The sequence below is a fragment of the Streptomyces sp. NPDC088915 genome (genome assembly GCF_044749825.1).
Taxonomy (GTDB): domain Bacteria; phylum Actinomycetota; class Actinomycetes; order Streptomycetales; family Streptomycetaceae; genus Streptomyces.
In genome coordinates this window covers 193,333-218,331 of record NZ_JBIVIR010000015.1, presented here as the reverse complement: position 1 = coordinate 218,331, position 24,999 = coordinate 193,333, and the positions used below count along the sequence as shown (strand labels likewise).

The following is a 24,999-nucleotide window of genomic DNA, read 5'->3' as shown; positions in this document are numbered from 1 at the left end:
AGCCCCTCAGAAGAAGATCTTCGCGGTGGACAGCAGGCCCTGCTTCCACGGGTCCCGGCTGGTGCGTCCGGTCGTGCCCGCGGCCGGGGTGGTGTGCCGGGCGGTCCGCCACCACTCGTAGGTGCGCAGGACGGCCTCGGCGTTGGACAGGCGCGGGGCGAAGCCGAGGCGGGCCTTGGCCTTGTCGGTGCTGACGTAGGAGTCGTCCATCAGCTTGTGCAGCAGGCGCCCGTACACCGGGGAGAGCTTGAGCCGCTGGAGGACGCTGAGCAGGGCGAGGGCGGGCCGGGCGGGCAGGCCGACGACCCGCTTGCCGTGGCCGGCGGCGTCGAGGACGGCCTGGAAGTCCTCGCGCAGGGTGCCGAACTCGGTGGCGGCGAGGTTGTAGGTGTCGTTGGCGACGTCGTCCTCGGCGTGGATGACGGTGGTGACGGCGTCGACGAGGTCGTCGACGGCGAACATCTGGATCCTGACGTTCCCCTTGCCGAGGACGGGGAAGTTGCGGCCCTCCTCGGCCCATTCGAAGAGCATGGAGAAGAGGCCCATGCGGCCGGGGCCGACGAAGGTCTTGGGGCGGAGGATGGGCACGCACATGCCCTCGGCGCGGTACCGCTCGGCGATCTCCTCGGCGGCGGCCTTGGCGCGGCTGTAGGTGTCGACCGGCTCGCGCGGGTACTCCTCGGGGGTCGGCACGACGGTCGGCAGGCCGTAGACGGCGGTCGAGGAGATGTGGACGACCCGGGGGGTGCCGGCGGCCGCGGCGGCGGCGAAGACGTTGCGGGTGCCGCCGACGATGATCGAACGGATCTGCTCGTCGGGGTAGCTGGGCAGGGCGGCGGCCGCGTGGACGAGGACGTCGGCGCCGTCGAGGGCCCTGTCCATCAGGGCGCGGTCGCGGATGTCGCCGGTGAGGACGACGCCGGGACCGGGGCGCAGGTCGACCCCGCGGACCTCGTGGCCCTCGGCGAGGAGCCGTTCGGCGAGGCGGGAGCCGAGCATGCCGGCCGCGCCGGTGATCGTGATCACCACTGGGAGCTCACCTTCTGCTTGATGAAACGGGCGACGAGGCCGGTGAGGCCGCGGGAGAGGACGTCGTCGAGGGCGTCGATCACGCGCTCGGCCTCCTCGGGTTCGGTGACGAGGGAGGGGCCGATGATCAGCGGGTTGTTCCCGTTGAGCGTGTAGTAGGTGTAGATGTCGTGGTCCTGGTAGAGCGCGTTGATGACGGCGCAGGTCACGAGCTTGGTCTTGAAGCGGGGATCGCGGGCCATGCCGCCGGGGGCGAGCTTGGCGACCAGGTCGAGGATCCTGGGCCCGCCCTCGATGAAGACGCCCCAGAGCGCGCCGGCGCCGGCGATCCGGCCGATCTCGTCGGGGTACTGCTTGGCGAGCCGCTCCAGGCCGGGCTGGAGGACGGCGCCCAGGGCGCGGGCCCGGGCCGGGTAGTCGTCCTCGACCGCGATGTTGACGGCTTCGAGGGCGGTGGCGCACTCCTCGCCGAAGCCGTAGTAGGTGGTGGAGGTGGAGTTCATCAGGGCGTCGCCGAGGTTGTCGTACGCCTTGCGGAAGACCGGCTCGCGGGCGACGTAGGCGGAGATGGAGGACTTGCCGCCGCCGAAGGACTTGGACGTGGTGAGGACGTCCGGGATCAGGCCGGGGTAGCGCATGAAGTGGAAGAGGGAGCCGGTCTTGCCCCAGCCGGTGTAGATCTCGTCGAAGATCAGGACGATCTTCTCCCGGTCGCAGATCTCGCGCAGGCCGCGCAGGAACTCCTCGGAGCACTCCTGGATGGTGGAGGCGCTGAACGGCTCGATGAGCAGGGCGTAGACGTCGCCCTTGTGGGCGGCGACGGCGCGGCGGACGGAGTCGAGGTCGTCGTAGCGGAAGGTGTCGACGCCGGGGATGGTGGGGAAGCCGAACTGGGCCTGGCCGGTGAGCCCTCCGGAGCCGAGGAGCTTGCCGTGGAAGGCGCAGTCGGCGCGCAGGACGGTGTTCCGCTTGCCGTTGTGGAACTTGTACGCGAGCTTGACCGCGCCTTCGACGGCCTCGGCGCCGGAGTTGGGCAGGAAGGCCATGTTCAGGTCGCCGGGGAGGATCTCGGCGAGGTTGTGGCCGAGGGCGGCGAGATAGGGCGAGAAGTAGGTCTTGTGCACCTCCATGCGCTTGTCGCGGGCAAAGCGCTCGCGGGCGGCGAGGATGCGGGGGTGGTTGTGGCCGTGGTTGAGGACGCCGACGCCGCCGGTGAGGTCCAGGACGCGGCGGCCGTCGGTGAGGGTGAGGTGGGCCCCCTCCGCGCTCCTGACCAGCTCGCGGCCGAAGCCGAAGGAGGTCATGAGGGAGACCTGGCTCTTGTTCACGTAGCGGCGGTAGAGGTCGTGGACCTGGTCGACGTCGAACCGTTCGGCTTCGTCAAGGGTGTACACGGGCGTTCTCTCCGATCGGGAGGATGAGGGCGTGCGGGTGGGCGTGGGGGGTGCCGGCAAATTCGTGGGCGGGGGTGCCGGGTCTTCCGGTGGTGCTGGTGGTCCCGTTCGTGCGGACCGGTGGCGTGCCGTCGCGGGCGTCGCGGACCCGGGACCAGGTCAGGACCGCCGCCGAGCTGCCGAGTTCGGCGAGGACGCAGACCAGGCGGCTGGCGAGGGCGGCCGCGGCGGCGAGCCCGCCGGGCAGGACGGTGGCGAGGGCCGCGGTGAGGGTGAGCTCCCGTACGCCCCAGCCGTCGGGCACGATCACGGCGAGGCTGCTGACCACGGTGGCCAGGGCGAAGCCGCCGACCGCCGCGCCGAGGCCGGACCACGGGGGCGCGCCGATCGCGAGCAGCAGGAACCACAGGTGCAGTCCGGAGGCGGCCCAGGAGGCGAGCGCGAGGAGCACGGCCCGGCGGACGGCGCTGTCCGGCGGCGGGTCGACGGGCCTGCGGGCCAGGGCGGTGAGCCAGGTGACCGGCCGGGTGATGATCGCGGGCCGGACGACTCCGGCGAGGAAGACCAGGACCGGGGGGCAGAGCCAGTACCAGTGGCCGGGCAGGGCGGCGGGCGCGGCGGCGAGGCCGACGGCGGCGCCGGTGAGCAGGGTGAGGGCGAGGCTGAGCACGTACGCGGAGGTCATCCGGGCCCCGGGCACGCCGGCCGCGCGGCCGTGGGCGATGTGGGTGAGGACGCCCCAGACGCGGCCGGGCACGTACTTGCTGAGCTGGCCGAGGAAGTAGATCTTCGCGGCGAGCAGGCCCCGGACGGGGTGGTCGCCGGGGATGAGGACCCGCCAGGCGTGGACGGCGAGGACGAGGCCGGCGACGTTGGCGAGGACGGAGGCGGCGAGCAGCGGGACGGCGTCGGCGCGGGCGAAGGCGCGGGCGGCCTCGGCTCCCTGGTCCCGGACGAGGAGGAGGACGCCGACGAGGGCGGCGAGCACCACGACGGGTGTGAGCCAGCGGCGGAGTCGGTCCGTCATCGGGCGCCCGCCTTCGCGGGGGCGGGCGGCGCCGGCGTCTTCGTGCGCCGTCCCGGGGCCGGGGGCCTCAGGGCTCCCACCGCCGCCCCGGCCAGCAGGGCCGCGTGGCAGGCGAGGTGGACGGCGGTGAAGAAGGGCGCGAAGGCGGCGCCCCGGCGGCGGGCGGCGAAGCCGATGAGACCGGCGTTGGCGAGGCAGAAGGCGAGCAGGCCGGCGGCGGCCGGCAGGGCGGCCCACGCACCGGGCGCGCCGAGGAGCGGGAGCAGTACGGCGAGGACCGGGGAACCGAGGAGGAGGAAGGCGGCGGCCAGGACGGAGGCGGGGGTGTTGGCGGTGAGGTGGGAGCGGCCGCCGGCCCGCGCGGAGCGCAGGGCGGGGACGAGGAGGAGGGCGCGCCGGTAGGTCTCGGCGAGGAGCGGGCCGAGCCGGTGCTCCTCGTCGTGGTGGGCGGCCACCCGCTCGGTGAGGACGATCCGGTAGTGGGGGGCGAGCCGGTCGCTGAGCTCCAGGTCCTCGGAGTCCCGCAGCGACTCGTCGAAGCCTCCGATCCGGGCGAAGACCTCGCGGGGCACGGCCGCCTGGGCGAAGAAGGCGGTCTGGACGACTCCGGCGCCGCGGGCCCGCCACCAGTGGGCGTGGAGGGTCTTGTACCACTCGACGGGGCCGTCGTCGACGAGCGGCTCGGGGGCGATGACGCCGTGCACGCAGCCGCAGGCCGGGTCGGCGCGGAGGATCTCCAGGGCGGCCTCTACGGAGCCGGGGGTGAGGGCCTCGTCGGAGTCGAGGAAGAAGAGGACGTCCCCGGTCGCGGCGGCGATGCCGGTGTTGCGGGCGGCGGAGACGCCCCGGTTGACGCCGTCGCCGAGGAGGGTGCAGGGGTGGCGGCGGGCGATCTCGGCGGTGGCGTCGGTGGAGCCGTCGTCGACGACGATGACCTCGTGGACGGGGTGGGTCTGGGCGTACACGGATCTGAGGCAGGCGTCGAGGGTGCGTGCGGAGTTGTGGGCCGGTATGACGACCGACACGGTTTGCGTCATGGGAAGAGCACACCGGGTCGGCGTATGGGACGCGTATCGTTCCCGTATCGCCCGTTCTCGCAGTTCGAGACGGTCAACTCGCTTACTGCAAAGAGGACTTGGGCCCTGCTAGCGTTCCCGGTCGTGAATCTTCGGACGACCTTTCCGCGCATGCTCGCGTGGGCCGTGGCGGGGTGGGCGCTGTTCGCCCTGCCGGGCCTGTTCCTCAGTGGGACGTGGTGGCCGTGGCTGCTGCCCGACCTCGTTCCCCCGCTCGCCTTCCTCGCGGTGCCGCTGGTGCTGCTCGCGCTCTGCGCGGCCGTGGGGGACCGGGTGCGGCGCCGGTGGCAGACCGGGGCGCTGGTGGTGCTGCTGCTCGCCGGGGCCGGGCGGGCGGGGGTGCACTGGGGCGCCCTGGTGCCGGGGGGCGGGCCGGGGCCGGCCCCGGCGGGCGCGCTGCGGGTCTTCTCCTGGAACACCCTGTACTGGGACACCACCGACGACCCGGCCGCCTTCCACCGCTTCCTGCGCGCGCGGGACGCCGACGTGTACCTGCTCCAGGAGTACCTGGCATGGGAGGAGGGGACGCACACGGAGATCGACCGGCTGGCCGCGCTGCGCGCCGCCTTCCCCGGCTACCGGGTGGTGGTGCGGGGCGAGCTGGTGACGCTCTCGCGCTTCCCGGTGGTGGCCACTCCCCCGGTCGGGCCGGGGCAGGCGACGGACGACCGGTCGGTGCCGTGGCGGGAGCGGTTCGAGCGGAACAAGGTGCTGCGCACCGACGTCGACGTGGCGGGCCGGGTGGTGTCGTTCTACAACGTGCACGTCCCGGTGCAGCTGGACATCGAGCGGTCGCCGCTGAGCCGGGGCTTCTACCGGGTGGTGCGGGACACCGACGCCGTGCGCAAGGCCCACTACGCGGCGCTGCTCGCGGACGCCCGCGCGAATCCGCATCCGCTGCTGGTCTCGGGGGACTTCAACACGACCCCGGCGATGGGCGATCTCGACGGGTTGCGGGGCGCGTTCGCGGACGCGGCGACGGCGTCCTCCTCGGCGCTGCCGGTGAGCTGGGGCCCCGGGCCGCTGCCGCTGTGGCGGCTGGACTGGACGTTCACGGGCGGGGGCCTTCGCGTGCACCGGTACGCGCTGACCGATCCCGGGGACCTGTCCGACCACCGGGGCCAGGAGCTGCTGGTCTCTCCGGCCCCGGCGGCGGGCGGGGGCTGACCGTCAGGCGCCGGCCTCGTCGAGGCGGCGGCGCTGCTCGGGGTCGAGGGTCAGCGTCAGCGCGCCCATGACCTCCTCGATCTGCTCGACGCGGCTGGCGCCGACGATCGGCAGGATCCGCTGCTCGCCGCCGAGCAGCCAGGCCAGCACGACCTGGTTGACGGTGGCGCCGAGTTCGCGGGCGGTCTCGTCGAGCGCGGCGAGCCGGGGCGGGGTGCCGGGGTGGTCGTACGCGTCGGGGATGCCGATCTCGGGCCGGGTGTAGCCGCCGGAGAGCAGGGAGCTGTAGGCCCAGACGGGCAGCTGCTCGGAGCGGGCGTAGTCGAGGTGCTCGCGGGTGACGTGGACGTGCGCCGTGGAGGGCAGGGCCTTGTCGAAGCGGGGCAGCAGGTAGGAGTGGCGGTTCTGCAGGTGGGTGTAGCGGGGGCGCTCGCCGGCCAGGGCGCGGGCGCGCTCGACGCGCCAGGCGGCGTGGTTGCTGGCGCCGAGTTCACCGGCCTTGCCGTCGTCGACGAGGTCGGCGAGGGCGCCGACGGTCTCCTCCAGCGGAACGGCGCGGTCCTCGACGTGGGCCCAGAAGACGTCGACGCGGTCGGTGCCGAGGCGGGCGAGGCTGTCGTCGAGGGCGGTCTTGACGACCTTCTCGGAGAGGCCCTCCCACTCGTCCGTGCCGGGGCGGGGGCGGGCGCCGCACTTGGTGGACAGGACGACGGAGTCGCGGTTGCCGCGGGCGGCGAGCCAGCGGCCGACGGTGACCTCGGACTCGTCGCCGGTGGCGCCGTCGAGCCAGTACGCGTAGTTGTTGGCGGTGTCGACGACGGTGCCGCCGAGCTCGGTGAAGCGGTCGAGGATCGCGAAGGAGGTGGCCTCGTCGACGCCGGTGCCGAAGGGGAGGGCACCGAGGACGACGGTGCGCTGCGGGATCGCCATGGGGGTGTGGTCCTTTTCGATGGAGCGGTGGAAGACGGCGAGCGGGTTGGACTAGACCAACCCGCCTCCATCCTGGAGCACGAACTCCCCTCCCGCAGCGCTTTCTTGATCCCTCTCCCGTCGACCTGACGAACTTCGTCCACATCTTGATTGGTCCAGACCTACGGCCGAGTAGCGGCATATGATCACCGCGCACGCGCTACGGACACATGGCCTTACCGGGGGGATACGCCTTGTTGGAGGCGCTGGGAATTCAGCGGTCGGCGGAGACCGTCTACAGACTCATGCTCGACCATCCCGAGGAGGGCGTGGCCGAGCTGGCCGCCCGCCTCGACTGGCCGCAGGAGCGGGTCCGCGAAGCCCTCGGCCGGCTCACCGAGGCCCGTCTCGTCGCCATGGAGGACGCTTCCGGCGACCCCGTCCCGTTCAATCCCGAGGTCAGCTTCTCCTTCCTGCTCGCCCGCGCCGAAGCCGAGTTGAACCGCCGCCGCCGGGACGTCGAGCAGGCCGAGCGGGCGGTGGCCGACATCCTCGCCCGGTACGCCACCGGCCCCGGCTCCGGTCCCGCCCACGACGTCGTGGAGCGGGTGGTGGGCCTGGACGCCGTGCGCCGGCGGCTCGAAGCGCTCGCCGTGGGGGCCCGCGAGGAGTGCCTCTCCCTCCTGGTGGGCGGGGCCCAGCTGCCCGACACCATGGACGCCAGCCAGCCCCTCGACCAGCTCGCCCTGGAGCGCGGCGTCAAGATCCGCTCCATCTACCAGGAGAGCTTCCGCAACGACCAGCCCACCGTCGACTACGTCCGCTGGTACTGCGAACTCGGCGGCGAGGCGCGGACCGTGCCCGTGGTCCCGCTCCTCATGGTCGTCGTCGACCGGGAGGCCGCCCTCGTCCCCGTCGACCCGCTCGACGGTCGCGCCGGCGCCCTCGAAGTGCGCAGCCCCGGCCTGGTCCACGCCCTCACCGTCCTCTTCGAACGCCTCTGGGAGTCCGGCACCCCCTTCGGCGAGGCGCCCCGGCGCGACGCCCACGACCTCTCCCCCCAGGAGCGCGAACTCGTCATGCTCCTCGGCATCGGCTGCACGGACGACATCGCCGCCCGCCGGCTCGGCGTCTCGCTGCGCACGGTCCGCCGGATGAGCTCGGAGCTGATGTCCCGGCTCGGCGCCCGCAGCCGCTTCGAGGCGGGCGTCCGCGCGGTGAAGGAGGGCTGGCTCTGACCGGACGGGGACCCGGCCGGACCGGTGGTCACCGCGCGGGCGCGTCCGCGCGGTGACCACCGTCAGGTGCGTCGCAGGGCGCAGCTCCCCCCGGTGCAGGAACGGCGCAGCCGCCCGGCCGAGACGGCCTCCACGAGGCCGATCGTCCAGCACATCGGGCAGCCGCGCAGGGCGACCAGACCGACCGGGACGAGCAGGAGGCTCGCGGGACCGACGGCCGGCAGCAGGACCAGTGATCCGACGAGCGCCCCGAACCCGATCGCACCGCGGGCCAGATGGCGCGGGACGGTGGAGCCGGCGAAGCCGCTGCGCCCCCGTGCGCCGTCATTGGCGGGAGCACCGGGCGGGGCGGTGCCCGTCGTGGTGGGGTCAGGTGTCATCGCCTTCTCCTTCCGTCCGCGCCGGCTCCTCGCGCAGCGCCTCGCGCACCGCCGTACGGGCCCGGTGCAGACGGGACTTCATCGCGGCGGTGCTCAGGCCGAGGCGGCTCGCGACGGTGCGACCGGGCAGGCCCTGGACGTCCCGCATGACCAGCACCCGCCTCTGGTCGGCGGGCAGGGCGGCGACCGCGGCGGCGACGCGCTCGGCCTCCAGGCGCAGCAGGACGTCCTCCTCGGCGGACCGCGCGGTGGCGACGGACGCGTGGTCCCCGTCCGCCGGTTCGTGGTGACCCGGGCCGCCACGGCGCCGCCCCGGGCCGCGGCCCGGGGCGGCCGGGCCGTGGGAGAGCACGACGCGGGTGCGGCGCAGGCACTCGTTGCGGACGATCCGGAACATCCACGACGCCAGCGCCCCGGAGGCCCGCAGCATGCCGACCTTGCGGTAGAGGATGATCAGAGCTTCCTGAGCGGCGTCCTCGGCGTCCTGCGGGGTGGCGCACAGCGTGCGGGCGAACCGGTGCACGTGGGGATACGAACCGTGCACCAGATCGGTGAGCGCCTCCGTGTCGCCGCGCTGCGCCGCGGCGACCAGGGCCTCGCCGGGCCAGGTGTGATCAGCCACGCCGGCGCCTCCGGCGGCGCAGCACCGTGACGGTGCACGCGCACAGCAGCAGCGCGGCGGCCGCGGCGATGACGACGGTGGTCATGGGGTCCTCCTGAGGGGTCGCGGGGCGGACGGGGTCGTCCGCACACGCATAAGAGCCGGGGCGGGCACGAAAGGATTCACCTCCTGCCAGGACACGTACGCGCCCGCGCCCGATGGTCCCGGCCGTCCCGGCGCGGCGGGCCCGGGCGCCGAGGGCGCGGGCGGCGCGGCGGGCCCGGGTGCCGAGGGCGCGGGCGGCGCCTACGGGGTGAGCCAGTCGCGCAGGAGCCTGCTGACGGCCGGCATCGCCACGTACGTCATGAGCACGTTGAAGACGCAGGCCGAGACGGCGTTGCCGAGGAGGAGGGGGAGCGCGGTCAGGTGCGGCAGGAGGAAGAGGCTGCCGAGGACGGAGATCGGGTAGACGGCGAGGGTCGCGCTCACCGCCATCTTCCACCGGGGCGGCGCGGGCCGGGTGGAGCCCGGCTCGGCGAACCAGGTCTCCATGCCGGTGAGTTCCCGCCGGGCGATCTCGGTGTGGTGGTGCCCGTCGCAGTCCGCGAACCAGGCCGCGCGCTCGGGCGACTCCTGCCAGGTCCGGCACGCCCCGGCGTCCCGGAAGCGGTGGACGAGGAACCAGGGGGCGTCGCCGCCGGAGGAACGGAAGAACCCGTACCCGAGGTGGCCGGGGAAGGCGGCCGCGGTGTCGAGGATGCCCTTCGCCCACCGCTCGAAGGCCGCTTCGTGACCGGGGTCGACCCGGCGGGCTATCAGGAGGGTGACCTCGCCGGTGTCGGCGGGGACGGTGGCGTGTTCAAGACTGGCCGCGGTCAAGACGGACTCCTCGTGATCTCGCCGCGCCACCCGTACTGTACGCGCCGCACGGGGCGGACGTCGGCGTCCGGGCCGGGGACGCCACCGGTCGTGACCGGGCCGGGCCGCGCGACCGGGGCGTCCGCGAGCGCTCCCGGTGCGCCGCCGGGCGGGTCAGGCCAGGACCCGGAGGGCCTTCGGCTGCACCCGGACCGTCACCGGCAGGACCGAGTCGACCTCGCCGTCCGCGCCGTAGGGAAGCGGCCGGTCCGCCTCGATGCGGATCTCCTTCCCGCGCAGGATCTCCACCTGGGGGCGTCGCACGTGCGCGCCGGTCTTCAGCTCGTTCATCACCGCGAAGAAGTGGCGCTTCGAGGTGTCGGCGATGACGACGACGTCCAGGAGGCCGTCGTCGAGCCTGGCGTCGGGAGCGATGTTCCTGCCGAAGCCGTAGAAGCCGGAGTTCGCGGCCACGACCGTGTAGCCGGTGCGCTCGTGCACGACCCCGTCGACGGTGACGCGGTAGGCCGCGGGCTTCCACGCGAGGACGGCCCGCAGGCCGCCCGCGTAGTACGACGCCGCTCCCCGCAGGAGGCGCGACGCGTTCGCGTGGCGGTTGGCGATCGCGTCGATGCCCGCGTACACGCTGCCCAGGACGGAGGTCCGCGCGTGCGCGGCGGACTCCACCTCGATCGTGTCCACCGGGCGCGGCTCGCCGTCGAGCAGTAGCCGTGCGAGGGCCGGGGCGTCGGCGGGCAGGCCGAGCGCACGGGCGAAGTCGTTGCCCCTCCCGGCGGGGACCAGGCCGAAGAGCGTGTCCGTCCCGCTGAGCGCGCCGCCGACGCAGCCGGCCATCCCGTCACCGCCGACCGCGAGCACGACGTCTCCTCGCCCGCCCGCCCGGTGGGCGAGTTCGCGCGCGTGCTCCAGGCTCCGGCTGTACACGGTGTCGAGCCGTGCGCCCTCCTGCCGCAGCGACCGGGCCAGGGGGAGCAGGGCCGCCACGCCGCTGGAACCGCCTGCGGTGGGGTTGACGACGGCGGTGAACTGTCGCATGGGTCGGGCCTCCGGACGGGAGAGAGGGATCGGCGGGTGGGGGGGTGGGGAGCGGTGACGGCTGGAATTCGGTGGCCCGTCGGGGCAGGCGGCCGGCCCGTCGGCCCGCGGAGGGGGGTGGGATCCGCGGACCGGCGGGGGCTCGGGTTCAGCGGACGGGGACGAGGACGCCGGGGTTGAGGACGCCGGACGGGTCGACCTCGGCCTTGACGGCCTGGAGGAGGCGGACGCCGAGGGGGCCGATCTCCCGGACGTACCAGTCGCGGTGGTCCGTGCCGACGCCGTGGTGGTGGCTGATCGTGCCGCCCGCCGCGAGGATCGCGTCGTTCGCGGCGCGCTTCGCGGGCTCCCAGTGGGCGACCGGGTCCTCGCCCTGCGCCGAGACGACGGTGAAGTACAGCGAGGCGCCGTTCTCGTAGACGTGGGAGACGTGGCACATGACCAGCGGCGGGGTGCCGGCCCCGGTCAGGGCCGTCGTCAGCGCCTCGCGCACGTCGGCGTACAACCGGGGCAGCGCGGACCAGAACGCCGCGGTCTCCAGGGTCTCGGCGAAGGCGCCGGCGTCGAGCAGCGCGTCGCGCAGGTACGGCGCGTTGTAGCGGCCGTGTGCCCACCGGTCGCCGGGTTCCTCGCCGATGTACTCGCCGCCGGCGTCGAGCAGGACCTCGCGGGCGGCGGCGCGGCGGGTCGCGGTGTCGATCTCGGTCCCCTCGTACCCGGCGATGGCCACGCAGCCCCCGCTCGGCGGGGTGTCGGAGGCGCCGATCGCGTCCGGCTGCGCGAGCCCGACGAAGGTCTCCGTCTCGTCGGAGAGCCGCAGCACCGTGGGGCGCGGGCCGTCCTGGGCGAGGCGGCGGAGGGCCGCGGTGCCCGCCTCGAAGGAGGAGAAGCGCCAGCCCTCGTAGACGCGGCGGCGGGGCAGCGGACGGATGCGCACGGTCACGGCCGTGATGACGCCGAGGGCGCCTTCGGAGCCGAGGACCAGCTGGCGCAGGTCGGGGCCGGCGGCCGAGCGGGGCGCGCGTCCCGTGTCGAGGGTGCCCTCGGGGGTGGCGAGGGTGAGCGCGAGGACCATCTCGTCGAAGCGGCCGTACCCGGCCGATGCCTGGCCGCTGGAGCGGGCGGCGGCGAAGCCGCCGACGGACGCCCACTCGAAGGACTGCGGGAAGTGGCCGAGGGTCCAGCCCTTGTCGTTCAGGAGCGCCTCGACCCGCGGGCCGCGCAGTCCGGGTTCGAGGGTGGCGGTGCGGGAGACCTCGTCGATCGCCACCAGCCGGTCGAGGCGGCGCAGGTCGAGGGCGACGAACGGCCGCTTCGTCTCGGGCGCCAGGCCGCCGACGACGGAGGTGCCGCCGCCGAACGGTACGGCCGACAGGCCGTGTTCGGCGCAGGCGCGCAGGACGGCCACCACTTCGTCGTGGCTGCCCGGGAGGACGACGGCGGCCGGTACGTCGGCGACCTCGCCCGCGCGGATGCGCAGCAGGTCGGGGGTGGACTTGCCCCGGGTGTGCCGGACGCGACTCTCGGCGTCTTCGCGCAGGGCGTCCTCGGCGGCGAGCGCCCCGGCGAGCGCGGCGCGCGCCTCGCCGGTCAGGGACGAGGGCGGTACGTCGACGGCGTCGAGGGTCGCCGGTCCGCTCGAGCGCGGGGTGACGCCGAGCAGGTCGCGCAGCAGACCGATGACCGTGTCGGGCAGGGGGGCCGCCTTGGCCGGGTCTCCCCAGCCGCTCCACAACATGTCCACTTCGAGGCGTTCCTCTCGGTCTGTTCCACGGTCGGTGCTGCCGTTCGGGCCGCACTGGCATTACACTGTGACAGATGACGCCCATTCGTCACAACCATTCCGACCGGACGGAACCGGACCGGTCCGATCGCAACCGCTCGGACACCGACCTCCTCCTGGACGCGGCACGCGACTGCGTGCTCGCCGTCGGCGTACGCCGGACGACGCTGACCGACGTCGCCCGGCGCGCGGGCGTGTCCCGGATGACGCTGTACCGCCGGTGGCCCGACGTCCGCAGCCTGGTCGGCGACCTGATGACCCGTGAGTGGATCGCGGCCGCCGCCGGGGCGATGCCGGCCGGTGCGGACGGCCGGCCCGTCCGGACGCGGCTCGTGGACGGGCTCGTCGCGGCCGCCACGGCGCTCAGGTCCCACCCGCTCTTCCACAAGATCCTCGACGTGGATCCCGAGCTGCTCCTGCCGTACGTCCTCGACCGCAGGGGGGCCAGCCAGGAGGCCTTCCTGGAGCTCCTCGTCACCGCGATCGGCGCGGGCCACGAGGACGGGTCCGTGCGCCGGGCACCGGTGGACCTCCAGGCCCGGTCCCTGCTGCTCGTCGTGCAGTCGTTCACGCTCTCGCTGCGCACCATGGCCGACGAGACCGATCCCGACCTGAGCGAAGCCGCCTTCCTGGGCGAGCTGCGCACCCTGCTGGAGAGGACCCTCACCCCATGACCCCCACGGGCAGCCCCTTCCCGACCGCCTCCTCGCTGAACGCCGGGCGCCGCACGCGCGAGCTCGCCCGGCTCGCCGGCGGCGAGGAGGTCGACGTCCTCGTCGTGGGACTCGGCGCGACCGGTGCCGGCGTCGCGCTGGACGCGGCCACGCGCGGACTGCGGGTGGCCGCGATCGACGCCCACGACCTCGCGTTCGGAACGTCGCGGTGGAGCTCGAAGCTGATCCACGGCGGACTGCGCTACCTCGCCACCGGGCAGCTCGACGTGGCCCACGAGAGCGCCGTCGAACGCGGGATCCTGATGGAGCGGACGGCGCCCCACCTGGTCCGCGCCCAGCCGTTCGTCCTCCCCCTCACCCCGCTCGTCGGCCGCGGCCAGGCCGCGCTGGCGCGGGCCGGCTTCCTCGCCGGTGACGCGCTCCGGGTCTCCGCCCGCACGTCGCGCCGCACGCTGCCCGCGCCGCGCACCCTGTCCGCCGTCGAGACGCGCCACCTCGCCCCCGTCCTGCGGTCCACCGGACTGCGCGGCGGCCTGCTCTCCTGGGACGGCCGGCTCACCGACGACGCGCGCCTGGTCACCGCGATCGCCCGCACCGCGGCGGCGCACGGCGCGCGGATCCTCACCCGCACCCGCGCGCTCGCACTCGACGGCGGCGGCGCGCGGGTCCGCGACGAGACGACCGGCGAGGAGCTGCGCATCCGCGCCCGCGCGGTCGTCAACGCGGCCGGGGTGTGGGCGGGCGGCCTCGTCGGCGACGTCCGGCTGCGCCCCTCCCGCGGCACCCACCTGGTCCTGCGCGACCGGGACCTCGGCGGGCTCGCCACGGGGCTGCACATCCCGATCCCGGGCGAGACCAACCGCTTCGTCCTGGTCCTCCCCCAGGGCGACGGCCGGGTGTACGTCGGGCTCACCGACGAACCCGTCGACGGCGAGGTCCCGGACGTCCCGGACGTGCCCGAGACCGACATCGGCTTCCTCCTCGACGTCCTCGGCTCCGCCCTCGACGTCACCCTCCGGCGCGGGGACGTCGTCGGGGCCTTCGCGGGTCTGCGCCCCCTCCTGGACACGCGCGGCGAAGAGGGCCGCACCGCCGACATCTCGCGCAAGCACGCGGTCCTCCACTCCCCCGACGGCGTCGTGACCGTGGTCGGCGGCAAGCTGACGACCTACCGGCGGATGGCGCAGGACGCCCTGGACGCCGCCGTGACCGCCCGCGCCCTGGACGCCGGTCCCTGCCGCACCGCTTCGGTGCCCCTCGTGGGCGCGGCCGCGCCGCGGACCCTGGCCGGTCTCGACGCCCCGTCGCACCTCGTACGCCGCTACGGAACCGAAGCCGTCGCCGTGCACGAGCTCGGCCTCGAACGACCGGAGCTCGCGCTCCCCGTCGTACCCGGACACCCCGTCACGCGCGCCGAACTGGTGTGGGCGGTCCGCCACGAGGGCGCCCTGGACACCTCCGACCTCCTCGACCGCCGGACCCGCATCGGGCTCGTGGCCGAGGACCGGGCCGTGGCGGAGGCCGAGGCCGCCGGGATACTGGCGGAGGCGGTCTGAGGCCACGCCGGAACGCACGCGCCGCTCCCGACCGGCCGGGTCAGGCCGGGCCGGGCCAGGGCGAGGCAAGCGAGATCGGGTCTCGGGACGGATCGGGTCGGGCCGGGCCAGGGCGAGGCAAGCGAGATCGGGTCTCGGGACGGATCGGGTCGGGCCGGGCCGGGCCGGGCCGGGCCGGGTCGGGTCGGGTCGGGTCGGGTCGGGTCGGGTCGGGTCGGGTCGGGCAGACTGTGCGGGATGGACGACTATCGACCGGTGGACCGGGATCTCGCCCCGGAGTGGTACGGACGCCTGCGCGTGGAGACCGTCGATCTCGGCCCGGCCCGTTGGCTCACCGAGCGTGCCCCGGGGGACGGCGGCCTCGGGACGGTGGCGAGCGTCGCCGCGCCCGGATTCGCCGCCTACGCCCGGATCCTGCACCCGGCTTCCCTGGACGAGCGGCCGGTGCGCTGGGCGGCGGTGGCCGCCGCCCACGGGCGCGAGATGACCCCGGGCACGGACTGGCACGAGCTGATCGGGGCGGACCCCTCCTACCACAACGCCTCCGAGTACGGCCTGCCCGGCGTCTGGGACGAGCATCCGGAGGAAGGCCCGACTCCGCCGGACGTCGCCCGGGCCCTGATCCCCGTCCTGGCCCGGCACACCCGGACCCCCGAACAGTGCTGGTTCGGTCTGTGGAACGGCTACGGGCGGTGGGACTTCGACCGGTTCCCCTCCTTCGAGACGCCCGGACGGGACGAAGTGCTGCTCACCGGGACGCTGGCCGAGGCCGCCTCGCCGGTGTCCCTGGACGCGTTCGCCCAACTGCCCGACCTGTGGTGGCCGCAGGACCGTGCCTGGTGCCTGGGCGGTGACGTGGACCTGGTCAGCACCTACATCGGCGGGTCACGGGAACTCGTCGCCGACCTGCTGGCCGCTCCGGAACTGGAAGCGCATCCGACGGCGCCCGGGGAGAAGGTCGGCTGACCCGCGCCGCGAGCGGATCCCCTACCCGAGGGCGAGCATCGCCGCAGCGACCTCCTCGACCGCCGCGTCGGGGATCGCGGTGGCGGCCTCCTCCAGGACGAGGAGCCGTGCCCCGGGGATCTCGCGTGCGAGCGCCTCGCCGTTGCCGAGGGGGAAGAACCGGTCGTGGCGGCCGTGGACGACGAGCGTGGGGACCTCGATCCCGGGCAGGCGCTCGCGCCAGCGGGGCGCGCAGTCGAGCGCGGAGAACACCATGCCCATCTGGTTGGCCATCTGGACCGGGGGCGCGGTGCCGGGCGTGCGGTCCCAGACGCGCGCGGCGACCGCGCGCGCGGCGGCGGGATCGTCGCCGAGGATCCCCGCGCCGGCGGCGGCGAACTCCGCGACCGCCTCGCGGTCGGCCCAGTCGGGCATCGGGAGCGCGAACAGCCGGGTCATCGCGGCCCGGTCGTGGTCGGGGAGGTCGTCGTCGGGCGGGCCGGGGGCGACCGCGCGGGTGCCGACCAGGGTGAGCGCCGAGAAGGCGCCCGGACGGTCGAGCGCGGCCACCTGGGCGACCGTCCCGCCGACGCCGATGCCCGCGAGGTGCGCGGGTCCCCCGCCGAGCGCGTCGACGAGGGCCGCCGCGTCGGCGGCGAGGTCCCGCAGGGTGTAGGCGGGTGCCCCCGGGTCCGTCGTCGTCGACTCCCCGCTGTCGCGCAGGTCGTAGCGCACCGCGCGCCGGCCGCCGGCGGCGAGGCGCTCGCACAGTGCGTCGGGCCAGGAGAGCATCGTCGTCCCGCCCGCGAGCAGGACGAGCGGCGCGGCGTCGTCACCGAACGACTCGACGCCCAGGGCGATCCCGTTGGCGTGGACCGTGGTCATCGGATCACCTCCGGACGTCGTAGGTCAGGTGCGTCGCGGTCGACGTCGGGAGCACGCCGGTCCGTACGAGCGCGTACGGCGCTCCCCCGGTGAACAGCGGGGTTCCGGCGCCCAGCACGACGGGCGCGAGGTGCAGCGTCAGGACGTCGACGAGCCCGGCTTCGAGTGCCGAGCCGATCGTGGCGCCGCCGCCCATGAGGACGACATCGAGGTCCACGCCGGTGCGTGCCGACGCCGCCCCGGCACGCGCGCGTGCGGCGGCGACGGCGTCGGGCAGACCGGTGGTGACGAACGTCCAGTCGAGGTCGGCGAGCCGTACCGACTCCGGCACCGAGCCCGTCACGACGACGAACGCGGGCCTGCCGACCTCGCCGGCGCCGTAGCCGACCTCGTCGTCCCACCCGCCGGGTCCGTCGACCAGGTCGAAGAGACGGCGCCCGAGGACGACGGCGCCCGAGCGGGCGGTCCCCTCCCGCAGGAGGCGGCGGTCCTCGGGGTCGTCGGAGAACGCCCAGGTGTGCAGCGCCTCGCCTCCGGTGCCCAGCCCGTTGTCCGGACCGGGGTCGGGGCCCGTGACGAAGCCGTCGAGGGAGACCGAGATGTCGGCGATGATGCGAGTCATGTCAGGATGGACCGGATCCGTCCCCGGAACTCATCGCTCGCCCGTGGAGGACGTCGCGGCGGCGCGACCCCGCTCACTCGACGCGCTGGGTCCTGTCCCCCGGCTGGACGGGTACGGCGGGCAGGGGGGCGGTGCACGACGCGCAGCGGCGGGCCCGGGCCGGGACGGGGCTGAGGCATTCGGGGCAGTCGCGCTTGGGCGCCTGGACGTCCTGGTGCGGCGCGAGGCGCTCGTGCAGCTTGTTGATCGGCAGCACCACGAGGAAGTACAGGGCGCTGGCGAGAAGCAGGAAGCTGATCACCGCGGTGATGAAGGCGCCGTAGGGGAACTGGGTGGCGCCCACGGCGAAGGTCTTGTGGTTCATGTCGCCGGTGGCGCCGGCGGCCAGCCCGACCAGGGGCGTCAGGAAGGCGCTCACGAAACCGTTGACGACGGCGGTGAACGCTGCCCCGATGACGATGCCCACGGCCAGGTCGACCACGTTTCCGCGCAGGATGAAGCTGCGGAATCCTTTCACCTTCTTGCTCCTCGGGGTTCTTCGACGTCGATGGGCCGGCCCGGGAATGCGGCCGGTTCCTTCCCCGGATGCCCGGACGCGTCCCGCCCATACCTGCCGGGTGCCGACCGGAACCGCATGGAGGTTCGTTGTTCTGTTGTTTGTTCGGCGGGTAGGAGGGGCGCGTCTGTCGACGATGGTGAGAGGGGCCGGTTGTGGCGGGAGCGTTGGTTGCGGGCGGATGGGGCCTGTTCGCGGGGGCGGCCCTGCTGGTGGGGGCGGCCGTCGGCACGCTGGTACGGGTTCCGCCCCGGCTGATCGCCCTGGTCATGGCCTTCGGCAGCGGCGTCCTGATGGCCGCGGTGTCGTTCGAGCTCATCGCCGAGGCGTACGAACGCTCCGGCATGGTGCCCGTGGTCACCGGTGCCGTCGGCGGTGCCGTCGTGTACTCGGGGGCCAATGCCCTCCTGGCACGGCGCGGCGCGCGGCACCGGAAGCGCTCCGGGGAGCAGCAGCCCTCCGAGGACGAGGCGCCGGGGTCGGGCAACGCCATAGCCCTGGGGGCGCTGCTGGACGGGGTCCCGGAATCCGTCGTCATCGGCACCAGCCTGCTGGGAGGCGGGCACCTGGGAGTGGCCACGGTGGGGGCGGTCTTCATCAGCAACCTGCCCGAGGGGCTCGCGAGCGCCGCCGGGATGCGCGCGGCCGGGCGCGGTCGCGGCTACGTGTTCGCCCTGTGGGGAGGCATCGCGGTGGTCAGCGGTCTGGCGGCGCTGGCCGGGTACGCCCTGCTGGGCGGCGCGTCCGCGGCGGTGATGGCGACGATCACGGCGGTGGCGGGCGGGGCGATCCTGGCGATGATCGCGGACACGATGATCCCCGAGGCGTACAGCAGGGTGCACCTGATGACGGGCCTGGTCACCGTGGTCGGCTTCTTGTCGGCGTTCGCCCTGGCCCACCTCTAGGACGGAGTCGGGGTGGGGGTCACTCCGCCGGGAGTTCCGACGCGCGGGTGAGCCCGCGGAGCAGTTCCGCGTCCCATTCGACGTACTCGACGCCCGCTCCGTCCGCGTGGCGGGCGTAGAGGAACCGCCCGGTCGGGCCGTCGGTCGCGGGAGTGGTGAGGGTGGCGCCGGCGGCCCTCAAGGTCTCCTGGAGGGCGTCGAGGTCGTCGACGACGACGGTGGCGGAGGCGTGCTCGTACTTCGCGCGTTCCCCGGCCGGTCCCGCGATGACCAGGAAGTCGCCGATGGCCCCGAGGGTGACCTCGTGGAACGTCAGCCGCAGGTGGGGCCGCTCGCCCGTGAGCTGCTCCAGGAGCGGCAGGGCGCGGTCGAGGTCGTCCGCCCACAGGCGCGCGTAGGTCTTCAGAATGGTCATGTGCTCGCTCCCCCAGGTCGTTTCCGGTTGTTCGGCAACGGTAGGAGAGTCTGTTCCGACAGGGGAGAACGCACTTTCCGGTGAGAGGGGCACCTGATGGAAACCGAGCAGGTCGGGGACGGGGACGGGGACGTGACGCGCGCCGATTCCCTGGCACGCGAGATCTTCTCGGGGGTGGCTGACGAATGGGCCCTGCTGATCATCGACGTCCTGGGGTCGCGGACGCTGCGGTTCACCGAGCTGAGGAGCGAGGTGGAGGGCATCAGCCACAAGATGCTCACGCAGACCCTGCGCGGGCTGGAACGGGACGGGGTGGTGCACAGGACCGTGTACGCGACGGTTCCGCCCCGCGTGGACTACCGCCTCACCGAGGCGGGCGGGGCGCTGCGCGACACGGTCAACGGCATGTGCGTCTGGACGCGCCGCCATCTGGGTGAGATCGAGGCCGCGCGACGCCGCTTCGCCGAACGGGAACGCGGCGCCGCGCAGTGAGCCGCGGTCACGCCGAGGCTTCCAGGGCGGCCCGCCAGGCGGGGCTGTCGACGTAGTGGTTGTCGAACCGCTCCGCGGAGGCGGCGATCTCCCCGGCGTCCGCCTCGCCGCGCGTCACCCGGCCGAGCAGGCGCAGGTAGTCGAACCGGCCCATGCCCGGCGTGAACACGAACAGCACGTCCGCCTCGCGGCCCGGCGCCGCGGCGAAGGCGTGCGGGGTGCCGGGCGGCACGGCCAGGAAGTCGCCCGCCTCCAGGACGGTGACCTCCTCGCCCACCAGGACCCGGAGGGACCCGCCGATCACGAAGAACAGCTCCGTCGCCCTGGTGTGGAAGTGGGCGGGCGCTCCCACCGCGCCCTCGGCGAAGGTGGAGCGGTAGCCGGTGAACCCGCCGGGGGTCTCGTCCGAGTCGGCGAGCAGCGTCATCACGCTGCTGGGGTCGGCGCAGGTCTCGGCCTCGGTGTGGCGGGTGAGCACCGGCCGTCCGCCGGTCGGGGAGCTGTTCATGGTGGTTCCTCCGTCGTCGCGTGGTCAACGTCTCCACCGCTCTGACGGACCGGGCCGCACGGATGTGACCGGCTCCCCGAAGTTTCCCGGCGGCGCCGAGGCCGCACGCACCCGCGTGCGGCGGTACGGCGGGCCGCGGCCCCCGGTGACGTGGGAGAGGCACACGTCACCGGGGGCCGCGATCACCTCAGGACCTCGCTTCCCGTCAGGGCAGGGTCCACTTCTGGTTGGTTCCGGTGTGGCAGGTCCACAGGTGGACGGCCGTCCCGTCGTTCCACACGCCGCCCGAGGCGTCCAGGCACTTGGCCGACTGCGGGTTGCGGACCGTGCCGTCGGCCTGGGGCGTCCACTTCTGCGCGCCCGTGCCGTTGCAGGTCCACAGCTGCACCTTCGTACCGTCCGCGCTGCCGCCGCCCGACACGTCCAGGCACTTGCCGAGGGCCTTCACCGTGCCGTCGGCCGCGACCGTCCACTTCTGGGCGGCCGTGCCGTTGCAGGTCCACAGCTGGATCTTCGTGCCGTCCGCGGTCAGGGAGTTGTCGACGTCCAGGCACTTGCCGTTGACGCCCTTGACCTCGCCGGTGCGGGGGCCGGGCTGTCCGCCGCTCTGCTTGATCCGGATGTTGCGGAAGGACACGTCGTCGCCGGTCCCGTGGTTCTGGAGGCCGATGTGCCCCTGGCGCAGGCTCCGGGCCGGGTCGGTGTTGGTGAAGTCGTTGATCTTCGCGCCGTTCAGGAAGATCTCCAGGCGTTCGCCGGTGACCCGGAGTTCGTACGTGTTCCACTCGCCGGGCGGGTTCAGCGCGGCGTCGCGCGCGGCGACGTCGGCGGACTTGAAGCCGTAGACGGCTCCGGTGGTGCGGTCGGCCGCGTCGGTGGCGTCGATCTGGATCTCGTAGCCGTTGTTCACCGCGGTCCACGGGTCGTCGGAGGCCGGGAACCCGAGGAAGACGCCGGAGTTGTCGTCGTCCGCGGCCTTCCAGTCGAGCTTGAGGGAGTAGTCGCCGGTGAACTCCTTGGCGGAGTGCCACAGCAGGCCCATGCCGCCCTGGGAGGTGAGCGTGCCGTCCGCGAGGGCGAATCCGCCCGGGCCGGCCTGCTTCCAGCCGGTGGTGGACGAGCCGTCGAAGAGGGACGTGTAGCCGGTCTCCGGGCGGCAGTCGGCCTCGGTCGTGCCGGCGGCCCAGCGGATTCCGCCCAGGAGGTGCCGGCGGAAGGCGGGGTCGGCGTACGACTCGTCGGTGTGGCCGCCTCCGGTGTAGAAGGCCCGGCCCCCCTCGTACCCCTTGCACCAGGCGATCGGGTGGTCGCCGGACATGTTCCCGCCCGCGTAGCTGGTCTCGTCGAGGGAGGCCAGGACGTGGGCGGTGGAGCGCGGATTGGCGCGGTAGTTGTACCACTCGTCGGTGCGCTGCCAGGTGGCGCCCAGGTGGGCGGTGGCGTCGTGCGCCCGGTCCTCGACCTTGACGGTGGCGGACTGGACGGCCGGGTGGGAGTGGAAGAGGGCCCCGGCCAGGCCTTCGTAGAAGGGCCAGTCGTACTCGGTGTCGGCGGCGGCGTGGATGCCGACGTATCCGCCGCCGCCCCGTACGTACTGCTCGAACGCGGTCTGCTGGGCGGCGTCCAGGACGTCGCCGGTGGTCGACAGGAAGACGACCGCCTCGTACTGGCCGAGGTTGCCGGTCGTGAAGGCCCGGGCGTCCTCGGTGGCGTCGACGGTGAAGTTGTTCGCCGTGCCCAGGGCGCGCAGGGCCGCGATGCCGGGGGTGATCGAGGAGTGCCGGAAGCCGGCCGTCTTGGAGAAGACGAGGACCTTGTAGGCCGGGTCCGCGGCGGCGCGCGCCTCGGCGGCCTCGGCGGTCGCGGTCGTGGAGTGTCCCGGCGGCGCGGCCTGGGCCGCCGCCTGGGGGGTCAGGCAGAGCGCGGCACCGGCCAGCAGGCCGAGGACCGCTTTCAGAGGGGTGCGCATGGAACGGTCGCCTCCTTGTCTGTGAGTCTGCGGGGCTGGGATGTCGCGGGGCTACGGCAGGGTCCACTTCTGGTTGGTTCCGGTGTGGCAGGTCCACAGGTGGACGGCCGTCCCGTCGTTCCAGACGCCGCCCGAGGCGTCCAGGCACTTGCCGGACTGCGGGTTGCGGACGGTGCCGTCGGCCTGGGCCGCCCAGTTCTGGGCGGCGGTGCCGTTGCAGGTCCAGAGCTGGATCCTCGTCCCGTCGGCCGTGCCGCCGCCCGAGACGTCCAGGCACTTGCCGAGGGCCCGCAGGGTGCCGTCGCCGGGGAGCGTCCAGTTCTGGGCGGTGCTGTCGTTGCAGGTCCAGAGCTGGATCCTCGTACCGTCCGCGGTGCCGGCGTTGTCGACGTCCAGGCACTTGGCGTTCACGCCCTTCACCGGGCCGGAGCGGGCGCCGCCGCCGGAGGTCGTGAAGGAGAACTCGTCCACGTCGAACAGCGAACCGGCGCCGCCCTTGAAGACGAGGTACAGGGTCGTGGAGCCGGACGGGCGGTTGCCGAGCGCGGTGGTCACGTCCTGGAAGGTCTCCCAGCCGCCGGTGACCGGTGCGGCGACCGTGCCGAGCAGGGTGCCGGTCGGGGAGCCTGCGCGCACCTCGATCGTGCCGCCCGTTCCCGCCGAGGAGATCCGGGCGGTGAACCGGTCCGCGTTCGCCAGGGCGTACGGCCGGAAGGCGATCCAGTCGCCGTTCTCGATGTAGCCGACGGTCTTGCCGCCGTGTGCGGAGGCGTGGCTGACGACCTCGACCCCGGAGGACTCGCCGTAGTGCTCGGCCTGGCGGTGGCCGGGCTGGGTGACGTGCTGGTCGTGCGCGGTCAGCGCGGGCTGGCCGTTCGCGCCCTTGTCGGTGTACTCGGCGTCGACGACGCCGAAGATGTTGGCGTTGGGGTCGTGCTCCCCGTCGGCGAGGGTCCGCAGGGTGCCCGTGCAGCCGGTGGCCGAGGTCTGCGGGTGTCCGTGGCTGTCGTGCCCGACGATGAAGGTGACCTTCACCCTGGAGCAGTCGATCGTGCCGTCCTCGGGGTCGGTCACCGTCACCTTGAAGGGGATCGCCGCGCCGAAGTCGTAGACGCTTCCGTCGGCGGGCAGGTCGAGGCGGACCGTGGGGGCCGTGTTCCCGACGGTGATCAGGACCGAGGCGGTCGCCGACCTGCCGGTGGAGTCGGTGACCTTGAGCGTGGCCGTGTACTGGCCGTTGGCGGAGTAGGTGCGGGAGGGGTTGGCGGCGGTGGAGGTGGAGCCGTCGCCGAAGGTCCAGGCGTAGGAGAGGGCGTCGCCGTCGGGGTCGGAGCTGCCGGACGACGAGAAGGAGACGGTGAGCGGCGCCTTGCCGGAGGTGGTGTTCGCGCGGGCCTGGGCGATCGGGGCGCGGCCGCCCGTGACGTGTTCGATCCGGTAGAGGGCGGAGTTCTCGTCGCCGTTGAAGTACCCGGTGCCGTAGTCGAGGACGTACAGGGCGCCGTCCGGTCCGAAGGCCGAGTCCATCACCTGGGTGCCGGTCCAGGGGAAGGGGTTGATCGACTGCACGGTGCCGTCCCCGGCGGCCTCGATCCGCTTGATCCAGCGACGGCCGAACTCGCCGGCGAAGAAGTCGCCGTCGTACTCCTGGGGGAACCTCACGTCGGAGGTCGAGGCGGCGTCGTAGCGGTAGACGGGGCCGGCCATGGGCGATTCGGAGCCGCCGCCGAACTCGGGGACGGAGCCGCCGTTGTAGGGGATCCAGGCGGGCTGGGCGGGCGGCAGGTCGGTGAGGCCGGTGTTGCGCGGGGAGGTGTTCTTCGGGGCCGCGCAGGTGAAGATCGCTCCCGAGGTGCCGGTGGCGAAGTCGTAGTCCGTGTAGGCGTCGTTCTTGCCCGTGCAGTAGGGCCAGCCGAAGTTGCCCGCCTTGGTGATGCGGTTGAACTCGACCTGTCCCTCCGGTCCCCGGTCGGGGGACGCGGTGCCGGAGTCGGGGCCGTAGTCGCCCAGGTAGACGGTGCCGGTGGCCTTGTCGACGCTCATCCGGAAGGGGTTGCGGAAGCCCATCGCGTAGATCTCGGGGCGGGTCCTCGCCGTGCCGGGCGCGAAGAGGTTGCCGCCGGGGATCGTGTAGGAGCCATCGGCGTTCACCTTGATCCGCAGGACCTTGCCGCGCAGGTCGTTGGTGTTGCCGGCCGAGCGCTGGGCGTCGTAGGCGGGGTTGCGGCCGGCCCGCTCGTCGATCGGGGTGAAGCCGTCCGAGGCGAAGGGGTTGCTGTCGTCGCCGGTCGACAGGTAGAGGTTGCCGGCCGCGTCGAAGTCGATGTCGCCGCCGACGTGGCAGCACAGGCCGCGGGAGGCGGGGACGTCCAGGATCTTCTTCTCGCTGCCGAGGTCGAGGGTGCCGTCGGTCCTCAGGACGAACCGGGAAAGGCGGTTGACCCCGTCGTACGGGGTGAAGTCGGCGGCCGTGCCGTCCGCGGGGGCGTCACCGGCCGGAGTGGTCAGCTTGGGGGCGTAGTAGAGGTAGATCTGCCGGTTGGACGAGAAGCCGGGGTCCGCCGCGACGCCCTGCAGGCCCTCCTCGTCGTGGCTGTAGACGTCGAGTCTGCCGGCCACGGTGGTGGTGCCCGCGGCGTCGGTGCGCCGGAGCGTGCCGTCGCGGGAGGTGTGCAGGACCGAGCGGTCCGGGAGTACGGCCAGGGTCATGGGCTCGCCGGTCTCGGCCACGCCCTTGGCCAGCGTGACCTGTTGGAACTCCGGGGCGGCCGCGGCTGTGGCCGCGGCCTCGGTCGCGGTGCCGTGGTCCCGGTGCGCGGGCGCGGAGGTGGCCGGGGACACCGGCAGGAGACAGCCGAGGGTGCAGGCCACGGCGGTCAGCAAGAAGCGGGCGCGTCCGCGCCCGGGCGTTCTCATGCGCACAGAGGTCTCCCGACGGAAGTGGGGGTGGTGGT

Annotated in this window: 24 protein-coding genes; 7 read left to right on the top strand and 17 right to left on the bottom strand. The window is 73.8% G+C overall.

Going from position 1 to position 24,999, the window contains the following annotated elements:
- Positions 1-6 precede the first annotated feature (6 nt).
- The 4 genes from ACIP5O_RS26360 to ACIP5O_RS26345 are packed head-to-tail and all read right to left on the bottom strand — an operon-like array spanning position 7 to position 4,487.
- On the bottom strand, positions 7-1,029 hold the full coding sequence (locus ACIP5O_RS26360; RefSeq protein ID WP_356540119.1) for an NAD-dependent epimerase/dehydratase family protein: 1,023 nt from the start codon (positions 1,027-1,029) through the stop codon (positions 7-9).
- A complete protein-coding gene (locus ACIP5O_RS26355; RefSeq protein ID WP_401297277.1) occupies positions 1,023-2,423 on the bottom strand; it encodes an aspartate aminotransferase family protein in 1,401 nt (466 codons plus the stop codon). The genes ACIP5O_RS26360 and ACIP5O_RS26355 overlap by 7 nt, the downstream gene beginning before the upstream one ends.
- Positions 2,410-3,450, bottom strand: a complete 1,041-nt coding sequence (locus tag ACIP5O_RS26350; protein WP_401297275.1) for a lysylphosphatidylglycerol synthase domain-containing protein — start codon at positions 3,448-3,450, stop codon at positions 2,410-2,412. The genes ACIP5O_RS26355 and ACIP5O_RS26350 overlap by 14 nt, the downstream gene beginning before the upstream one ends.
- Entirely contained in the window at positions 3,447-4,487 is a 1,041-nt protein-coding gene (locus tag ACIP5O_RS26345) for a glycosyltransferase family 2 protein (RefSeq protein ID WP_401297273.1), read from the bottom strand. Before ACIP5O_RS26345 ends, ACIP5O_RS26350 begins: the two co-directional genes overlap by 4 nt.
- Before the next feature lie 150 nt (positions 4,488-4,637).
- On the opposite strand from ACIP5O_RS26345, the gene ACIP5O_RS26340 reads away from it, so the two are divergent.
- Positions 4,638-5,693, top strand: coding sequence for an endonuclease/exonuclease/phosphatase family protein (locus tag ACIP5O_RS26340; RefSeq protein ID WP_401297271.1), 1,056 nt, complete (start codon positions 4,638-4,640; stop codon positions 5,691-5,693).
- A 3-nt stretch (positions 5,694-5,696) separates the two neighbouring features.
- On the opposite strand, the gene ACIP5O_RS26335 is transcribed toward ACIP5O_RS26340, so the two are convergent.
- Positions 5,697-6,623: an aldo/keto reductase gene (locus ACIP5O_RS26335; protein ID WP_401297269.1), complete on the bottom strand. Its 927-nt coding sequence runs from the start codon at positions 6,621-6,623 to the stop codon at positions 5,697-5,699.
- 233 nt (positions 6,624-6,856) lie between these two features.
- Here ACIP5O_RS26335 and ACIP5O_RS26330 point away from each other — a divergent pair, with 233 nt between their 5' ends.
- Complete coding sequence (locus ACIP5O_RS26330; protein ID WP_401297267.1) at positions 6,857-7,840, top strand: LuxR family transcriptional regulator; 984 nt, start codon at positions 6,857-6,859, stop codon at positions 7,838-7,840.
- 62 nt (positions 7,841-7,902) lie between these two features.
- On the opposite strand, the gene ACIP5O_RS26325 is transcribed toward ACIP5O_RS26330, so the two are convergent.
- The 5 genes from ACIP5O_RS26325 to ACIP5O_RS26305 form a co-directional block, all read right to left on the bottom strand.
- Positions 7,903-8,220, bottom strand: coding sequence for a hypothetical protein (locus ACIP5O_RS26325; protein ID WP_401297265.1), 318 nt, complete (start codon positions 8,218-8,220; stop codon positions 7,903-7,905).
- Entirely contained in the window at positions 8,210-8,842 is a 633-nt protein-coding gene (locus ACIP5O_RS26320; RefSeq protein ID WP_401297263.1) for an RNA polymerase sigma factor, read from the bottom strand. The genes ACIP5O_RS26325 and ACIP5O_RS26320 overlap by 11 nt, the downstream gene beginning before the upstream one ends.
- A gap of 285 nt (positions 8,843-9,127) precedes the next feature.
- Entirely contained in the window at positions 9,128-9,700 is a 573-nt protein-coding gene (locus ACIP5O_RS26315) for an antibiotic biosynthesis monooxygenase (RefSeq protein WP_356540106.1), read from the bottom strand.
- A 153-nt stretch (positions 9,701-9,853) separates the two neighbouring features.
- Positions 9,854-10,735 (bottom strand): diacylglycerol/lipid kinase family protein, encoded by an 882-nt coding sequence (locus ACIP5O_RS26310; protein WP_401297261.1) that lies wholly within the window; start codon positions 10,733-10,735, stop codon positions 9,854-9,856.
- 148 nt (positions 10,736-10,883) lie between these two features.
- On the bottom strand, positions 10,884-12,479 hold the full coding sequence (locus tag ACIP5O_RS26305) for an FAD-binding oxidoreductase (RefSeq protein ID WP_401297259.1): 1,596 nt from the start codon (positions 12,477-12,479) through the stop codon (positions 10,884-10,886).
- 74 nt (positions 12,480-12,553) lie between these two features.
- Between ACIP5O_RS26305 and ACIP5O_RS26300 the strand changes: the two genes are divergently transcribed.
- The 3 genes from ACIP5O_RS26300 (at position 12,554) to ACIP5O_RS26290 (ending at position 15,714) form a co-directional block, all read left to right on the top strand.
- Positions 12,554-13,192 (top strand): TetR/AcrR family transcriptional regulator, encoded by a 639-nt coding sequence (locus ACIP5O_RS26300; RefSeq protein ID WP_125666928.1) that lies wholly within the window; start codon positions 12,554-12,556, stop codon positions 13,190-13,192.
- Positions 13,189-14,748, top strand: a complete 1,560-nt coding sequence (locus ACIP5O_RS26295; RefSeq protein WP_401297257.1) for a glycerol-3-phosphate dehydrogenase/oxidase — start codon at positions 13,189-13,191, stop codon at positions 14,746-14,748. Before ACIP5O_RS26300 ends, ACIP5O_RS26295 begins: the two co-directional genes overlap by 4 nt.
- A 237-nt stretch (positions 14,749-14,985) precedes the next feature.
- On the top strand, positions 14,986-15,714 hold the full coding sequence (locus ACIP5O_RS26290; RefSeq protein WP_401297255.1) for a hypothetical protein: 729 nt from the start codon (positions 14,986-14,988) through the stop codon (positions 15,712-15,714).
- 21 nt (positions 15,715-15,735) lie between these two features.
- Here ACIP5O_RS26290 and ACIP5O_RS26285 read toward each other — a convergent pair whose 3' ends face one another.
- The 3 genes from ACIP5O_RS26285 to mscL form a co-directional block, all read right to left on the bottom strand.
- The gene (locus ACIP5O_RS26285) at positions 15,736-16,578 is read right to left on the bottom strand and encodes an alpha/beta fold hydrolase (protein WP_401297253.1); all 843 of its coding nucleotides are present in this window, start codon (positions 16,576-16,578) and stop codon (positions 15,736-15,738) included.
- A gap of 4 nt (positions 16,579-16,582) precedes the next feature.
- Positions 16,583-17,200: a dihydrofolate reductase family protein gene (locus ACIP5O_RS26280; protein ID WP_401297251.1), complete on the bottom strand. Its 618-nt coding sequence runs from the start codon at positions 17,198-17,200 to the stop codon at positions 16,583-16,585.
- Between the two features lie 73 nt (positions 17,201-17,273).
- Positions 17,274-17,717, bottom strand: coding sequence for a large conductance mechanosensitive channel protein MscL (gene mscL / locus ACIP5O_RS26275; protein WP_401297250.1), 444 nt, complete (start codon positions 17,715-17,717; stop codon positions 17,274-17,276).
- Between the two features lie 194 nt (positions 17,718-17,911).
- On the opposite strand from mscL, the gene ACIP5O_RS26270 reads away from it, so the two are divergent.
- Entirely contained in the window at positions 17,912-18,661 is a 750-nt protein-coding gene (locus tag ACIP5O_RS26270; protein WP_401297248.1) for a ZIP family metal transporter, read from the top strand.
- 19 nt (positions 18,662-18,680) lie between these two features.
- Here ACIP5O_RS26270 and ACIP5O_RS26265 read toward each other — a convergent pair whose 3' ends face one another.
- Positions 18,681-19,076 carry a VOC family protein gene (locus tag ACIP5O_RS26265; protein ID WP_401297247.1) on the bottom strand — a complete coding sequence of 132 codons (396 nt, stop codon included), beginning with the start codon at positions 19,074-19,076 and terminating at the stop codon, positions 18,681-18,683.
- Between the two features lie 96 nt (positions 19,077-19,172).
- Here ACIP5O_RS26265 and ACIP5O_RS26260 point away from each other — a divergent pair, with 96 nt between their 5' ends.
- The gene (locus ACIP5O_RS26260; RefSeq protein WP_401297245.1) at positions 19,173-19,568 is read left to right on the top strand and encodes a winged helix-turn-helix transcriptional regulator; all 396 of its coding nucleotides are present in this window, start codon (positions 19,173-19,175) and stop codon (positions 19,566-19,568) included.
- Between the two features lie 7 nt (positions 19,569-19,575).
- Here ACIP5O_RS26260 and ACIP5O_RS26255 read toward each other — a convergent pair whose 3' ends face one another.
- The 3 genes from ACIP5O_RS26255 to ACIP5O_RS26245 form a co-directional block, all read right to left on the bottom strand.
- Positions 19,576-20,076, bottom strand: a complete 501-nt coding sequence (locus ACIP5O_RS26255; RefSeq protein WP_401297243.1) for a cupin domain-containing protein — start codon at positions 20,074-20,076, stop codon at positions 19,576-19,578.
- A 205-nt stretch (positions 20,077-20,281) separates the two neighbouring features.
- The gene (locus tag ACIP5O_RS26250) at positions 20,282-22,045 is read right to left on the bottom strand and encodes a ThuA domain-containing protein (RefSeq protein WP_401297241.1); all 1,764 of its coding nucleotides are present in this window, start codon (positions 22,043-22,045) and stop codon (positions 20,282-20,284) included.
- A 51-nt stretch (positions 22,046-22,096) separates the two neighbouring features.
- Positions 22,097-24,961, bottom strand: coding sequence for a PQQ-dependent sugar dehydrogenase (locus tag ACIP5O_RS26245; protein ID WP_401297239.1), 2,865 nt, complete (start codon positions 24,959-24,961; stop codon positions 22,097-22,099).
- Between the last annotated feature and the right edge of the window lie 38 nt (positions 24,962-24,999).